Origin of the sequence: Microbacterium oleivorans (genome assembly GCF_013389665.1) — a bacterium.
Classification (GTDB): domain Bacteria; phylum Actinomycetota; class Actinomycetes; order Actinomycetales; family Microbacteriaceae; genus Microbacterium; species Microbacterium oleivorans_C.
Map to the genome: position 1 here is coordinate 130,303 of NZ_CP058316.1, position 13,748 is coordinate 144,050.

The window sequence follows — 13,748 nt, forward strand, 5'->3', positions numbered from 1 at the left end:
CATGCCCACCGAAGAGACCCTCGTCCTCGTCAAGCCCGACGGCGTGGCCCGCGGCCTCACCGGCGCGATCCTGGCCCGCATCGAGGCAAAGGGATACGCGCTCGTCGACATCCGCCTCGTCGAGCCCGATCGCGAACGGCTCGAGAAGCACTACGCCGAGCACGCCGGGAAGCCGTTCTACGAGCCGCTGCTGGAGTTCATGCAGAGTGGCCCGTCGGTGGCTATCCGCCTGGCCGGGAACCGTGTGATCGAAGGCTTCCGGTCGCTGGCCGGCACCACCGACCCGACGACTGCGGCCCCGGGAACCGTCCGCGGCGACTTCGGGCGCGACTGGGGTCTCGCCGTCCAGCAGAACCTCGTCCACGGGTCCGACAGCCCCGAGTCCGCTGCGCGCGAGCTCGGCATCTGGTTCGGCTGAGGCTCGTCGCCTACAGCCCGCGGCTCATTCCGCTGCCGGAGTCATCCCGCCGACGCGGGCCGGCTCCCTGGGAGCGAAGGAACCGCGGGCTGCGGTGCTCGCGCGGATCAGAGGTAGCCGATCCAATCCAGTCGCACCTGCGCCACCACGGCGATCGCCACGTAGCTCAGCACGGCGAGGAGCGGGACCCAACCGGTGAGGGTCGCGGCCACCGCGCGGGCACGCCGGGGGAGCGGAACGACGCCCGACCTCAGCAGGTGCAGGGTGACGAGGTAGAAGGTGGGGATGGTGACGAACCATGTCACCATGCACCACGGGCAGAGGGTGCCGAGCACGAAGATGCTCTGCGAGATGAGCCACACCACGAACCCGAACGCGAACGCGATCCCCGCCCAGAACAGCACCCAGAACCACCTGGCGAACCGCGCGCCCGCGAGGATCGCGGCCCCGACGACGATCGGCGCCACCCACCCGGTCAGGCCGAGCAGCGGATTGGGGAAGCCGAACACCGCGCCCTGGGCCGAGGTGAGGTTGGCCCCGCACTGGACCACCAGGTTGAAATCGCAGGATGCCGTGGCCGTGCCGTCTTCGAGCAGGTGCAGCCGTTCGGTGGTCAGCGCGAACGCGGCCACCCATCCGATGACCCCCGCGATCATGAGCCAGACGGCGAGAGCGACGGGGCGGGCGTGGCTGCGGGGAGTGGGCATGGCCGCGATTATCCCACCGGTGCCGATGCCTCCGCCGTGAGCGTCGGGGCACCGCGTCCCACATCGGGCCGCGGGTAGTGCGATACTGGTGGTCGACGCCCGTGAGCAGCCGCGCTGCGACAGGGCATCACGAGAGACTTCGGGCAATGGCTGCCCACGCAGGCCGAGCCGAGAGCCGGCTGCACACCGAGTGAGTTCGCGGCTCGTCCTTCCGGGAGCGACGCCGCCAGAGATGTTCCGGGTGGCGCGCGGTGCCGCCCGAAGAGGAGTAAGCCAGTGATGGCCGACGATCGCAACGACAACCAGACCTCCGACGACGCGGCGCCTCAGGACCCGGCTGCGGCCGAGCTCGCAGACGCCGTGACCTCCATCGACGCGGTCGAGGAGCACATCGACAGCGGACGGGCCTCGGACGACGCGCACCCCGACTCCCCGTCAGGCGATGCTCCGGCCGAGTCCATGGGTGCCGAAGCTGTTCCCTCCGAGCCCGCGGCGGCGCCGGACGAGAGCGACGTCGCACCGTCGCAGGCGCCCGACGGCACGGAACCCGACCCTGCTCCGGCGGAGCCGGAAGCGGAACCGGAGGAAGCTCCGGCAGAGCCGGACGCGACGGCGGAGCCGGCGGCATCGCCGGAGCCCGAGGCGGCCGCAGCGCCGGAGCCGGGAACGATCCCCCCCGAGCCCGCCCCGGAGGAGTCCGTCGTCGCCGAGAGCCCCGAGCCGACGTCGGATGAGCCGGTCACCGCGGTGTCGCTGGGGTTGCTGCCTGCCGAGTTCGTCTCCGCCGTCTCGACCGAGCTCCACTTCTACGCGCCCGCCGTCGCGCCGCTGCCGCCGGTCACCGACGACACCGACGACGACACCGCTCCCGCCGGAGCCGGGTCCACCGGTTCGCGCCGACGGGGAGGCCGCCGCCGTGGCGGCGCCGGAGCCGACGAGCCCGCCGAGCAGGCGGCGCCGCGCCAGCGCGCCGTCGAGCTGATCACCGAGCCGCAGCGGATCAAGGGCTCGACGCGGCTCGAGGCCAAGAAGCAGCGTCGCCGCGACGGCCGCGAGGCCGGGCGCCGCCGCACCGTCGTGACCGAGGCGGAATTCCTGGCGCGCCGCGAGGCGGTGGACCGCGACATGATCGTGCGCTCCAAGGGCGGCCGGATCCAGATCGCGGTTCTCGAGGACAATGTGCTCGTCGAGCACTACGTGGCCCGCAACCAGGACGCCTCGCTGATCGGCAACGTCTACCTCGGTCGCGTCCAGAACGTCCTCCCGAGCATGGAGGCCGCCTTCGTCGACATCGGCCGCGGCCGCAACGCGGTCCTGTACTCGGGAGAGGTCGACTGGGACGCCGTCGAGACCGGCAACCAGCCGCGCCGCATCGAACTCGCCCTCAAGTCGGGCGACCGGGTCCTCGTCCAGGTCACCAAGGACCCCGTCGGCCACAAGGGCGCTCGCCTGACCAGTCAGATCTCGCTCCCGGGACGCTACCTCGTGTACGTGCCGGGTGGCGCGATGAACGGGATCTCGCGCAAGCTGCCCGACACCGAGCGCGCTCGCCTCAAGCGCATCCTCAAGGAGGTGCTCCCCGAGTCCAGTGGCGTCATCGTCCGCACGGCCGCCGAGGGCGCGACGGAGGAGCAGCTGACCCGCGACGTCCAGAGGCTCACTTCGCAGTGGGAGCACATCAGTGCCCAGCTCGAGAAGATCCAGGCCCCCGCGCTGCTGCATTCCGAGCCCGACCTTCTCGTCAAGATCGTGCGCGACGTCTTCAACGAGGACTTCTCGCGCATGCTCATCCAGGGTGACGACGCGCACGAGACGATCACCTCGTACCTCGCCGGCGTCGCCCCCGACCTCCTCGAGCGGATCGAGAAGTACGAGGACGAGCAGGACCCGTTCGACGCCTTCCGCGTGACCGAGCAGATCGAGAAGGCGCTGGACCGCAAGGTGTGGTTGCCCTCGGGCGGCTCGCTCGTCATCGACCGCACCGAGGCGATGACGGTCGTCGACGTCAACACCGGCAAGTTCGTCGGTTCGGGCGGCAACCTCGAAGAGACGGTGACGAAGAACAACCTCGAGGCCGCCGAGGAGATCGTCCGTCAGCTGCGTCTTCGCGACATCGGCGGCATCATCGTGGTCGACTTCATCGACATGGTGCTCGAGTCCAACAGGGATCTCGTGCTGCGCCGGCTCATCGAGTGCCTCAGCCGCGACAGAACCAAGCACCAGGTCGCCGAGGTCACCTCGCTCGGACTCGTGCAGATGACGCGCAAGAAGCTCGGACTCGGACTCCTCGAGACCTTCAGCGAGGCATGCGAGGTCTGCGCCGGACGCGGCGTGATCGTCCACCACGACCCGGTGGTCAAGCACCGCGGCGCCTCCGCGCAGAACGGCAACGGATCGTCTCGCCGCGGCGGCGGCGGTCGAGGCGGCAACGCCAATCCGGCGCCGGCGCCGGCCAACGGCGGGACCCATGTGATCACGGAGGGCGCGAAGTCGGCGCTTGCCCAGATCGCGGCGTCGACCATCGTGGCCAGCGCCGCCGACGAGGATGCCGAGATCATCGCGCCCGAGTCCGTGCCCGAGCCCGACGCGGCGCCGACCGAACGGCCCAAGAAGCCGCGTCGCAAGAAGTCCGAGCCGAAGGCCCCCCGCACGGAGAAGGACCTGTTGCTCGATTCCGTGCTCAACGCCCTCCCCGAGCCGAAGGCTCCCGGGCAGGGTCGCGGCCGCCGACGGGTCACCACGGCAGCGCTCAGCGGGACACCGATCTCGGCCGCTCCCGCCTCGGAGGACTGAGGCGGCAGCCACCCGTCTCGAACGCCGCGGCCCGCTCTCAGCGGCCGCGGCGTTCGCGTGCGGTCACGCGCAGTCCCGACGCGATGAGGCGCCGCACGAGCTCGTGCCCGGATACGTGCTGCGCCCCGCCCGCGACCAGTCGATCGAACGCGACGTCGGGCACGTCGTAGTGGTCGAGGTCGAAGCTGCGCGAGGGAAGATCGTGGCGACGGGCGAAGGCGTGCAGCTCGTCCAGGTCGGTGTCGCTGACCAGGTGCGACCACAGTCGGCCATGAGCCGGCCACCGCGGGTCGTCGATGAGGATCGCCATGGTCCGATCCTACGAAGCGCCGCGGTGCGGCCGGCTCGCCGCGACACACCCGGCCGCCCTTTTGCCGGATCACGATGCATCCGGTAAAGTGGACCCTTGGTGCAGCGAGTTCGTCGACGTGCTGTCACGATACCGACTCGGCCACAGGATCATCTGGGGCGTGCGCACCACGACTTTCCAGTCTCGCAAAGACAACCGGAGCCGTGCGCTCCACAGAAGAAACAGGTGTGAAGTGGTTTACGCAGTTGTGCGCGCCGGCGGCCGTCAGGAGAAGGTCGAGGTCGGCACGATCGTCGTCCTGGACCGTCAGGCGGCTCGTATCGGTGACAAGCTCGAGCTTCCCGCCGTCCTCCTCGTCGACGGCGACGCCGTGACCACCGACGCTGACAAGCTCGCGAAGGTCACGGTCACCGCCGAGGTTCTCGGTGAAGAGCGCGGCCCGAAGATCGTGATCCAGAAGTTCAAGAACAAGACCGGCTACAAGAAGCGCCAGGGACACCGTCAGGACCTCACGCGCGTCAAGATCACCGGCATCAAGTAAGCCAGGGAGACGCAGAGATGGCACACAAAAAGGGCGCAAGCTCCACCCGCAACGGTCGTGACTCCAACGCTCAGCGCCTCGGCGTGAAGCGCTTCGGTGGTCAGGCCGTCCTCGCCGGCGAGATCCTCGTCCGCCAGCGCGGCACCCACTTCCACCCCGGCGCCAACGTCGGACGCGGTGGCGACGACACGCTGTTCGCTCTGTCTGCGGGCGCTGTCGAGTTCGGCACGAAGGGCGGCCGCAAGGTCGTCAACATCGTGGCGGCCGCCGAGTAACTCGGAACAGACCACTTCGCGGCGAGGGGCGAGCTTCGGCTCGCCCCTCGCCCTGTTTTCAGGAGGCACCGCATGGTGACGTTCGTCGACCGGGTGACGCTGCATCTGCGCGCCGGCAAAGGTGGGAACGGCTGCGTGTCGGTGCGCCGTGAGAAGTTCAAGCCGCTCGCCGGCCCCGACGGCGGCAACGGCGGCGACGGCGGAGACGTCGTCCTCGTCGCCGACCCGCAGGTGACCACGCTCCTGTCGTACCACCACTCGCCGCACCGCTCGGGCGGCAACGGCGGGTTCGGCATGGGCGATCACCGCTCCGGCGCCGCGGGGGAGCATCTCGAGCTCGCCGTTCCGGTGGGCACCGTCGTGAAGGACGTCGACGGCGAGACGCTCGTCGACATGGTGACTCCCGGCATGCGCTTCGTCGCCGCGCCCGGGGGACAGGGTGGTCTCGGCAACGCCGCGCTCTCGTCGCCCAAGCGCAAGGCGCCGGGATTCGCACTGCTGGGCACCCCCGGCTGGGAGGGGGACGTCCAGCTCGAGCTCAAGACCGTGGCCGACATCGCCCTGGTGGGGTTCCCGTCGGCCGGCAAGTCCAGCCTCATCGCGGCGCTGTCCGCCGCACGGCCGAAGATCGCCGACTACCCCTTCACCACTCTGCATCCGAACCTCGGCGTCGTTCAGGCCGGAGAGCTGCGCTACACGATCGCAGACGTGCCCGGCCTCATCGAGGGTGCGAGCGAGGGGCGCGGGCTGGGCTTGGAGTTCCTCCGGCACGTCGAACGCTGCTCCGCACTGGTGCATGTCCTCGACTGCGCGACGCTCGAGCCTGGACGCGACCCCCTCACCGACCTCGACGTGATCCTCGCGGAGCTCGGCGCGTACCCGGTGCCCGAGGGGCAGGTGCCCCTGCTCGAGCGGCCTCAGCTGATCGCCCTGAACAAGACCGACGTCCCCGAGGCCCGTGAGCTCGCCGACCTCGTGCGTCCCGACCTCGAGGCCCGCGGTTTCCGTGTGTTCGAGATCTCGACGGTCAGCCGTCAGGGTCTGCGCGAGCTGTCGTTCGCGATGGCCGAGCTCGTCGCGCAGCACCGCGTCGAGACGGCGGACCAGGCACCGGCCGAGCGCGTCGTCATCCGTCCCCGGGGCTCCGAACGCGATTTCACGGTGCGCATCGAGGGCGGCACCTACGGCAACGTTTACCGCATCCTGGGCGCCAAGCCGGTGCGCTGGGTACAGCAGACCGACTTCCAGAACGAAGAGGCCGTCGGCTTCCTCGCGGATCGTCTCGATAAGCTCGGGGTCGAGACCGAGCTCTACCGGGTCGGTGCGACGCCGGGCTCGACCGTCGTGATCGGCGAGGGCGATGGGATCGTCTTCGACTGGCATCCGTCGATGTCGTCGGCGGCCGAGCTGATGACCGCACCGCGCGGAACCGATCCGCGTCTGGACATGAACCCGCGACGCACGTCGAACCAGCGGCGCGAGCGCTACCACGAACGGATGGACGCGAAGGCCGAGGCTCGTGCCGAGCTCGAGGCCGAGCGTCGGGCCGAGGGTTCGCGAGGTGTCGACGAGGACGACGCGTGAGCGCACGCTCGCGCGCCGACCTCGCCGGTGCGCGGCGCGTCGTCGTGAAGGTCGGCTCCTCGTCGATCAGCGGCGAGAACGCCGGCAAGATCGACTCGCTCGTAGACGCCCTCGCCGGCGCGCATGCACGGGGCACCGAGGTCGTCCTGGTCTCTTCCGGTGCGATCGCGACCGGGATGCCGTTCCTGCGGCTCGACGAGCGTCCCACCGACCTCGCCACACAGCAGGCGGCCGCGGCCGTGGGTCAGAACGTGCTGGTCTACCGGTACCAGAGCGCCCTGCGCGGCTACGGCATCGTCGCGGGCCAGGTGCTGCTCACCGCAGGTGACTTCGAAGACCCCACGCACCGTTCGAACGCGCGTCGCGCCATGGAGCGTCTGCTGGGCCTGCGCATCCTTCCGATCGTCAACGAGAACGACACGGTCGCCACGCACGAGATCCGTTTCGGCGACAACGACCGTCTCGCGGCCCTTGTCGCCCGCCTCATCGGGGCCGATGCGCTCGTGCTGCTGAGCGACATCGAATGCCTCTACACGCGCCCGCCCAGCGAGCCGGGTGCCCGCCCGATCCGCGAGGTGCGCCACGAGGACGACCTCAGCGGTTTCGAATTCGGCGCCACGGTCGTCAACAGCGTCGGCACCGGCGGTGCTGCGACGAAGGCGTCGGCGGCCCGGCTCGCCGCGGACGGCGGAGTCGCGGCGCTCGTGACCAGTATCGACCTCGCCGCGGAAGCGCTCGGCGGTGCCGATATCGGCACCTGGTTCGCGGCGAATCCGGCGCCCGCCGTCGCTGCGGGGACCGGGTCGATCGGGGTCTCCGAGGCGTAGGCGCTCGTCGATAGACTGGGCGGATGACCACCGCCGTCGCCTCGGACGTCGCCGACCGCCTCCGCTCGGCCAAACGCGCCGCCCGCACGATCGGGCTTCTCGACGACGCGGCCAAGACCCGGCTGCTGCACGGGATCTCCGACGAGCTCCTGCGGCAGACCCCCACGATCGTCGCGGCGAACGCCGAGGACCTCGCGCGCGGGGATGCCGAGGGGATCACGGCCGGTCTGCGCGACCGGCTGCTTCTGGATGCCCACCGGGTCTCCGCTCTCGCGGACGCCGTGCGCGATGTCGCGGAGCTTCCCGATCCGGTGGGGCACGTTCTCGACGAGCGTGAGCTCCCGAACGGCGTGCGGCTGCAGAAGGTCACGGTGCCCTTCGGCGTCGTCGCCTCCATCTACGAGGCGCGGCCCAATGTGACCGTCGACATCGCGGCGCTCGCGCTGCGCTCCGGAAACGCCGTCGCCTTGCGGGGTGGATCGGCCGCCGCGGCGACCAACGCCGCGCTCATCGCGGCCATGCGGACCGCCCTGGATGCCGCCGGCGTCGACGCCGACGGCATCCAGACGGTCGACGACCTCGGCCGCGACGGCGCTCGAGCGCTCATGCGCGCCCGTGGCCTGGTCGATGTGCTCGTGCCGCGCGGCAGCGCTCAGCTCATCGAGACGGTCGTGATGGAGTCCACCGTCCCGGTGATCGAGACCGGCGCCGGGGTCGTCCACATCGTGCTCGATGCGACTGCTCCGCTGGACTGGGCGCGGGACATCGTGGTCAACGCCAAGGTGCAGCGCCCGAGCGTGTGCAACTCGGTCGAGACGGTCCTGGTGGTGCGCGAGGCCGCCGAGCGGCTGGTGCCCCCCGTGTCGGAGGCGCTGAGTGCGGCGGGTGTGACCATCCATGGCGACGACGAGGTGCGACGGCTCTTCGCCCAGGCCGAGGTCGCCACCGAGGACGACTGGGCGACGGAGCACATGAGCCTGGACATCTCGATGCGCGTCGTCGACGACCTCGACGAGGCGCTCGACCACATCCGGCAGTACTCGACGATGCACACCGAGTCGATCGTGACGACCGACGAGGCCAACGCCGAGCGGTTCTTGGCCGAGGTGGATGCCGCGGTCGTCATGTCCAACGCATCGACGCGCTTCACCGATGGCGGCGAGTTCGGCTTCGGCGCCGAGGTGGGGATCTCGACCCAGAAGCTGCACGCGCGGGGGCCGATGGGGCTGCCGGAGCTCACGAGCACGAAGTGGCTCGCGCGCGGCGCCGGACAGACCCGCTCCTGACCGCCTAAACTGGACCTTGCGCCGCCGCGCGAAACGAACGGAGCCCCGATGACCCTCGCCACGATCACCGCATTCGCCGCCGAGCAGACGGAGCATCACGGCAACGTCCAGGCGGAGACGATGATCTTCGGCGTGATCGCCCTGGTCATCTTCCTCTCGCTCGGGCTCGTGACGCTGTCGTACCGCAACGTCGCCAACCGGCACGCCGGCAAGGCCGACGCGTACGCCGCGGCGAACGGGCGCGAACTGACGCAATCGGGGAACGGCCACCACTGAGGCCGAACCGATGACGGGAACGCGTGCGCCGCGTATCGGCGTGATGGGCGGCACGTTCGACCCGGTTCATCACGGTCACCTCGTGGCCGCCAGCGAGGTCGCGCAGTCGTTCGATCTCGATGAGGTCGTCTTCGTGCCCACGGGCACACCGTGGCAGAAGTCCTACGTGTCGCCCGGCGAGCATCGCTACCTCATGACCGTCATCGCTACCGCGTCCAACCCGATGTTCACGGTCAGCCGGGTCGACATCGATCGGGACGGCCCGACCTATACGATCGACACCCTGCGCGATCTGAAGGCGCAGCGCCCCGATGCGGACTTCTTCTTCATCACCGGCGCCGATGCCATCGCGCAGATTCTCAGCTGGAGGAACCATGATGAACTGTGGGAGCTCGCCCACTTCGTCGCGGTCTCCCGTCCGGGCCACACCCTCAGCAGCGCGGGTCTGCCGAGCGAGCACGTGAGTCTGCTCGAGATTCCCGCGCTGGCGATCTCGTCCACCGACTGCCGGGCACGCGTCGGGCGGGGCCACCCGGTGTGGTATCTCGTCCCCGACGGGGTCGTCCAATACATTGCGAAGCATCACCTCTATCGGAGCAAGGCATGAGCGACACTGAGCACCAGCCACCGACTCCGCAGCTCACGCGTCGACAACTGCGCGAGCTGCGCAACACGGCGTCCACCCCGATCATCGTCGACCCCACAGCCTCCGACGAGGCCGGTGCCACCGGGTCCGAGCAACCGGCGGCCTCCGCGCCGCTTCCGCGTCCCGCGGATCCCGTGGATCTGCCGCCGGCGCCCGTGCCTCAGACATCGGTCGATCTCGGCGCCCCGGCTCTCACGCGACGGCAGGCCCGCCTGCAGGAGAAGATCCGCACGGCCTCGATCCCTGTGATCACCGCGACCGGCGAGCACAGGACTCTGCCGGGGGCCGCCGAGCGGGACGCCGATGCGGAGATGCCGGTGGCCGACGCGTCGACCGACGAGACCGCGCCCGACGAGACCTCCGAACACCAGGCCCCCGTCGCTCAGTCCGCTCCCGACGGCGTCTCCACCGACACTGCGCAGCCCGTCGATTCCGAGCTCGACTCCGTGATCGACGCCACCATCGACGAGGAGCCCTCGAGGACGGCCGAGAACCACGACCACGAGGCGTCTTCGACGGCCGAGGCCTCGACGGGCGAGGGCTCCGGGATCGCGTCGGACGGCGAGCCGGAGGCGGATGCCGAGGCCGAACGCCACGTCGTCTCGGAGGATCTCGGTGCCGAGCTGCTCGCCGGCGACGCGATCTCGACCGATGTTCCGGCGTCCTTCGACCAGCTCCTGTCGCGCAGCGCCGCCGCGACCGGCGCGTTCACCACACCGAACGCCCTGATCCTCACTCAGACCCCCGACGGCGGCCCCCTCGTCGCGCCCGTCACGGCGACGGGCGAGGTCCTCATCACCGGCACCTTCACCCTGCCGGAGCGTTTCGGCTCGACCGGGGTGATCCCGGGATCGGCCGACGGCAAGGAGGTCGATGCGATCCTCGTCGACGGTGAGCTGCCGGCCTCCTCATCGCCCACCCCCATCGCCGCCAGTGCGGCCATTTCCACAATCAAGAGCGCGGAGGACGTCATCCGTCCGCCGGCACCCGAGAAGGGCAGCCGCTGGACGGTCGCCCTCGCCATCACCGCCGGTGCCCTCGCCGTGCTGCTGGCCGGTGTGCTGATCGTCGCGCTCGTCACAGGAGTCTTCCAATGAGTTCACCAGCAGTCATCGAGATGGTCGGCGTCGCCGCCGCAGCCGCGGACGCGAAGGGCGGGGAGGATCTCGTCGCCCTCGACGTGTCGCAGCCCCTTCCGCTCGTCGATGCGTTCCTCCTCGTCAGCGGTAGCAGCGAGCGCAACGTCGCCGCGATCGCCGACGCCGTCGAGGAGAGCATGCTCGAGGCGGGACACAAGCGGCTGCGCCGCGAGGGACGCGGTGAGTCGCGTTGGGTCCTGATCGACTTCGGCGACCTCGTGGTGCACGTGTTCCACGAGGAGGAGCGCATCTACTACGGTCTCGAGCGCCTCTGGAAGGACTGCCCGGTCATCCCGATCGAGCTCCCCGTGGTCACGAGCACTCCCGGCGATGTAGTAGGCTGAATGAGTTGCCGCGAGAGCGGTGACCACGGGCCTGTGGCGCAGCTGGTAGCGCACCTGCATGGCATGCAGGGGGTCAGGGGTTCGAGTCCCCTCAGGTCCACTTAACGCTTCATGTTCAAACACCGGTCCGCTTCCATGCGGGCCGGTGTTTGTGTTCTGGCTCCGGTTCGCTGTCACGGTGTGATGGTGCTCGACGTGGTGCAGGGCTACGGGGTCGAGCATGGGCTCGAAGGTCGCGGTCGGGATCGCGACGACCTGGTCGGTCGAGGTGATGTAGATCTTCTCGAAGAACGCCTGGTTGAACAGACGGCGGATGCTGTCTGTGGCCTGGGCGTAGACGGTGTGGCAGTCGCTGGCGACGTCGAGGGCCTCGTTCAGCTCGGCTTGCGCGTCGGCGTGGTCTGATTCTGCTGCTTCGAGTCGTTGTGCCACTCGGGTGAGTGCGGGGCCGATCCGGTCTTGTTCTTCCTTGAGGAGGTCCAGCGGGATCGCTCCGGCGTAGTGGGCTTGCAGGAGCTTGTCGCGTTGGGCGAGGAGCTCGGCTCTGCTTGGCAAGGTCGTCTTTCTCGAACGTGGCCTGTGTAGTGAGGATGCTGAACTCTTCGGCGATGGACGCCCGGAGCGCCTCGACTGATGCGGGACGTGGCTGGATGCGCGCGTAGTGGTCGATGATGAGCTGTTCGACCGTGTCGACGTGCATGGCCTCGCGGGTGCAGTTGTTGGCTTTGCTGGGCCTGGGGCTTGGCAGCATGATTGTGAAGCGGCAGAGCTGATGCGATACACCGCCGTCAGATATCGACCATTGGCACAGAAACACGGACCACCCGCAGGCCGGGCACTCCCACCCCGACGAGCGATCGCGCATCACCACGAGGCAGCCCTGACAGCGCGGCTACTCCTGTCCCTGCTCCCGTCGTCCATCGCACGATGGTAGGGCGCCAGCCTCGGCCTCGGCCGCAGCCGCCGTAATCAACAATCGGCGCAGTTGTCCGGGAACGACGAGATCTCCGGCCTATATGGGTGACCGATTCTCACCGAACTCAGGAGTCACCATGGTCGACTACTTCGACAGCCGCACCCCCCAGAACAACCCAAGATCGCTGCTCGGCCTGTCCCGGCAATGGGGGAGGCTCGACTACTCCGCCCTTTCGAGCCAGTATTTCGGCCGCGGCGTCATCCGGCTGATCGTGTTCCGTCCCGGTCTCACTGCCTCCGAGCGGCGCTGGGCAAACCTCTGGTGCGCGCTCGTTCACCGGGAGCTCTGGACGCTCTACGTCCTACCCGTCGGTTTGCTGAGCCTCTGGGCACTCAGCCCGCTGCCGATGTGGGTGCGCATCCTCATCGCCGGCGTAGCGGCGATCGCTCTCATGGCGGCGCTGTGGTGGAAGACCCGGAAGGCGCTGGCCGACGTCCGGGACGTGCAAATCCGTGTGGAGGCCCGCAGCGGCGGCTCACCCCGAATCAACGGCGATATCCCTCTCCTCGAGGACGCCACAACCCGCCTCCTCGCGCTTGACGCGGACCGGCTGACCCCCGTGCAGTACGAAACGCGATGGGGCGAGATCTACGACTGGTTGGGGTCGTTCCGCGCCCCCAAGAGCACGGAGGCTCAGCGATGAGCTCGATCGGTTACGCCCTGCGGGAGGTCGGCCGCGGCTTCGTTCGGGTATTCGTTGAGATCGCGGACACCGCGCCGCCGAGATCCCGCTACACCGACGTCGGGCTGGGTGTGCGTCTTCCGTGGCCCATGACACCGCTCACCGGTCGACTGTTCATCTTCGGCTTCGTTGTGGTGATGTTCGGCGGCGCAGCGCTCAGCGCGTGGGCGGTCGCTGTCGCCTTCGAGCCGTCGCTGTGGCGCATCGTCGCTCCCATCGCCTGGCTGCTGATCGTGCGCACCGTCGTTCGCGCGGTCGTCAGGCGGATCGAGCCGGCCGACGCGGCCGCACGTTGGGCCGAGCTCGACGACCACCGTCGCACCCACCCCCTCGGATGAGCGTGCACCGATGACTTCCGCTCGCCCCACACCCAACCAGATCGCCGCTCGAGTGGCCCCGCTCACCGCGGCCTCGGCCGCTCCGCGGAACACGTCAGCGGGCCGCCGACTCTCCGGCAAAGCGGCCGCGCAGATCCAGGAGCTCGCCGTCGACCAGGCGATCAACGAGCCGCATTCGACGGAACGGACCCACCAGCACAACGGCACCCTGTACGTCCGTGGGGATCTCGGCATCATCGTCCCCGACGACGATCCCGCGGTCGTGGTCGCTTTGCTGCGCATCGACCCCGATGCCGCGCCGGCGCCGCGCGCCCGCCGGTCGACCGTAGGGCCAGCGCACCGCGCACCGGAGAGCAGCACCGAGCTCGAGCGGATGCTGCGCGGCCACGGCTTCGAGATCTCAGCCGGCAGAGGCGGCCACCACAAGGCGACCCACCGCGAGCACCCCGGCGTGACCATCATCATCCCGCACACCCCGAGCGACCACCGCAGCTATCCCAACCTGCTCGCCGAGATCCGGCGCCGCACCGGCCTCGACATCCGCTGACCGCGGATCGGGTGCGCACGCCAGAGAACGGGGATACCCTCGCAGCGTGTGCGGACGAT

17 protein-coding genes and 1 tRNA gene are annotated in these 13,748 nt (G+C 69.5%); 16 read left to right on the forward strand and 2 right to left on the reverse strand.

The annotated features are described in order from the left end of the window. The first annotated feature begins 1 nt into the window (after position 1). Positions 2-418, forward strand: coding sequence for a nucleoside-diphosphate kinase (gene ndk / locus HW566_RS00700; RefSeq protein WP_178009531.1), 417 nt, complete (start codon positions 2-4; stop codon positions 416-418). Between the two features lie 107 nt (positions 419-525). Here ndk and HW566_RS00705 read toward each other — a convergent pair whose 3' ends face one another. Continuing rightward, positions 526-1,125 (reverse strand): vitamin K epoxide reductase family protein, encoded by a 600-nt coding sequence (locus HW566_RS00705; RefSeq protein ID WP_178009533.1) that lies wholly within the window; start codon positions 1,123-1,125, stop codon positions 526-528. Between the two features lie 279 nt (positions 1,126-1,404). Here HW566_RS00705 and HW566_RS00710 point away from each other — a divergent pair, with 279 nt between their 5' ends. Further along, complete coding sequence (locus HW566_RS00710) at positions 1,405-3,918, forward strand: Rne/Rng family ribonuclease (RefSeq protein ID WP_178014544.1); 2,514 nt, start codon at positions 1,405-1,407, stop codon at positions 3,916-3,918. A gap of 37 nt (positions 3,919-3,955) precedes the next feature. Here HW566_RS00710 and HW566_RS00715 read toward each other — a convergent pair whose 3' ends face one another. After that, positions 3,956-4,228, reverse strand: coding sequence for a DUF4031 domain-containing protein (locus tag HW566_RS00715; protein WP_178009535.1), 273 nt, complete (start codon positions 4,226-4,228; stop codon positions 3,956-3,958). A gap of 232 nt (positions 4,229-4,460) precedes the next feature. Between HW566_RS00715 and rplU the strand changes: the two genes are divergently transcribed. The 14 genes from rplU to HW566_RS00785 all read left to right on the forward strand — a co-directional run bounded on the left by rplU (position 4,461) and on the right by HW566_RS00785 (position 13,689). After that, positions 4,461-4,769 (forward strand): 50S ribosomal protein L21, encoded by a 309-nt coding sequence (rplU, locus tag HW566_RS00720; protein ID WP_178014546.1) that lies wholly within the window; start codon positions 4,461-4,463, stop codon positions 4,767-4,769. A 17-nt stretch (positions 4,770-4,786) separates the two neighbouring features. After that, the gene (gene rpmA / locus HW566_RS00725) at positions 4,787-5,044 is read left to right on the forward strand and encodes a 50S ribosomal protein L27 (protein ID WP_178009537.1); all 258 of its coding nucleotides are present in this window, start codon (positions 4,787-4,789) and stop codon (positions 5,042-5,044) included. A 72-nt stretch (positions 5,045-5,116) separates the two neighbouring features. Next, on the forward strand, positions 5,117-6,628 hold the full coding sequence (obgE, locus tag HW566_RS00730) for a GTPase ObgE (protein ID WP_178009539.1): 1,512 nt from the start codon (positions 5,117-5,119) through the stop codon (positions 6,626-6,628). Continuing rightward, entirely contained in the window at positions 6,625-7,455 is an 831-nt protein-coding gene (gene proB / locus HW566_RS00735) for a glutamate 5-kinase (protein WP_178009541.1), read from the forward strand. The genes obgE and proB overlap by 4 nt, the downstream gene beginning before the upstream one ends. 23 nt (positions 7,456-7,478) lie before the next feature. Continuing rightward, entirely contained in the window at positions 7,479-8,741 is a 1,263-nt protein-coding gene (locus HW566_RS00740; protein WP_178009543.1) for a glutamate-5-semialdehyde dehydrogenase, read from the forward strand. Positions 8,742-8,789: 48 nt separating this feature from the next. Continuing rightward, on the forward strand, positions 8,790-9,017 hold the full coding sequence (locus HW566_RS00745) for a hypothetical protein (RefSeq protein WP_178009544.1): 228 nt from the start codon (positions 8,790-8,792) through the stop codon (positions 9,015-9,017). 10 nt (positions 9,018-9,027) lie between these two features. Continuing rightward, positions 9,028-9,624 (forward strand): nicotinate-nucleotide adenylyltransferase, encoded by a 597-nt coding sequence (nadD, locus tag HW566_RS00750; RefSeq protein ID WP_178009546.1) that lies wholly within the window; start codon positions 9,028-9,030, stop codon positions 9,622-9,624. Continuing rightward, entirely contained in the window at positions 9,621-10,760 is a 1,140-nt protein-coding gene (locus HW566_RS00755; RefSeq protein WP_178009548.1) for a hypothetical protein, read from the forward strand. Before nadD ends, HW566_RS00755 begins: the two co-directional genes overlap by 4 nt. Then, positions 10,757-11,146, forward strand: coding sequence for a ribosome silencing factor (rsfS, locus tag HW566_RS00760; RefSeq protein WP_256728798.1), 390 nt, complete (start codon positions 10,757-10,759; stop codon positions 11,144-11,146). Before HW566_RS00755 ends, rsfS begins: the two co-directional genes overlap by 4 nt. Before the next feature lie 27 nt (positions 11,147-11,173). Further along, positions 11,174-11,246, forward strand: a tRNA-Ala gene (locus HW566_RS00765). 80 nt (positions 11,247-11,326) lie between these two features. Then, positions 11,327-11,551, forward strand: a complete 225-nt coding sequence (locus tag HW566_RS00770) for a hypothetical protein (RefSeq protein WP_178009550.1) — start codon at positions 11,327-11,329, stop codon at positions 11,549-11,551. A gap of 647 nt (positions 11,552-12,198) precedes the next feature. Next, positions 12,199-12,765 (forward strand): DUF6611 family protein, encoded by a 567-nt coding sequence (locus tag HW566_RS00775; RefSeq protein ID WP_178009552.1) that lies wholly within the window; start codon positions 12,199-12,201, stop codon positions 12,763-12,765. Next, positions 12,762-13,142 carry a hypothetical protein gene (locus tag HW566_RS00780; protein ID WP_178009554.1) on the forward strand — a complete coding sequence of 127 codons (381 nt, stop codon included), beginning with the start codon at positions 12,762-12,764 and terminating at the stop codon, positions 13,140-13,142. Before HW566_RS00775 ends, HW566_RS00780 begins: the two co-directional genes overlap by 4 nt. 10 nt (positions 13,143-13,152) lie before the next feature. After that, positions 13,153-13,689: a type II toxin-antitoxin system HicA family toxin gene (locus tag HW566_RS00785; protein ID WP_178009555.1), complete on the forward strand. Its 537-nt coding sequence runs from the start codon at positions 13,153-13,155 to the stop codon at positions 13,687-13,689. Positions 13,690-13,748: the final 59 nt, after the last annotated feature.

Coding starts and splice junctions, on each gene's coding strand:
- ndk (WP_178009531.1), top strand. CDS start 2: ATGCCCACCGAAGAGACCCTCGTCCTCGTCAAGCCCGACGGCGTGGCC.
- HW566_RS00705 (WP_178009533.1), bottom strand. CDS start 1,125: ATGCCCACTCCCCGCAGCCACGCCCGCCCCGTCGCTCTCGCCGTCTGG.
- HW566_RS00710 (WP_178014544.1), top strand. CDS start 1,405: ATGGCCGACGATCGCAACGACAACCAGACCTCCGACGACGCGGCGCCT.
- HW566_RS00715 (WP_178009535.1), bottom strand. CDS start 4,228: ATGGCGATCCTCATCGACGACCCGCGGTGGCCGGCTCATGGCCGACTG.
- rpmA (WP_178009537.1), top strand. CDS start 4,787: ATGGCACACAAAAAGGGCGCAAGCTCCACCCGCAACGGTCGTGACTCC.
- obgE (WP_178009539.1), top strand. CDS start 5,117: ATGGTGACGTTCGTCGACCGGGTGACGCTGCATCTGCGCGCCGGCAAA.
- HW566_RS00740 (WP_178009543.1), top strand. CDS start 7,479: ATGACCACCGCCGTCGCCTCGGACGTCGCCGACCGCCTCCGCTCGGCC.
- HW566_RS00745 (WP_178009544.1), top strand. CDS start 8,790: ATGACCCTCGCCACGATCACCGCATTCGCCGCCGAGCAGACGGAGCAT.
- nadD (WP_178009546.1), top strand. CDS start 9,028: ATGACGGGAACGCGTGCGCCGCGTATCGGCGTGATGGGCGGCACGTTC.
- HW566_RS00755 (WP_178009548.1), top strand. CDS start 9,621: ATGAGCGACACTGAGCACCAGCCACCGACTCCGCAGCTCACGCGTCGA.
- rsfS (WP_256728798.1), top strand. CDS start 10,757: ATGAGTTCACCAGCAGTCATCGAGATGGTCGGCGTCGCCGCCGCAGCC.
- HW566_RS00775 (WP_178009552.1), top strand. CDS start 12,199: ATGGTCGACTACTTCGACAGCCGCACCCCCCAGAACAACCCAAGATCG.
- HW566_RS00780 (WP_178009554.1), top strand. CDS start 12,762: ATGAGCTCGATCGGTTACGCCCTGCGGGAGGTCGGCCGCGGCTTCGTT.
- HW566_RS00785 (WP_178009555.1), top strand. CDS start 13,153: ATGACTTCCGCTCGCCCCACACCCAACCAGATCGCCGCTCGAGTGGCC.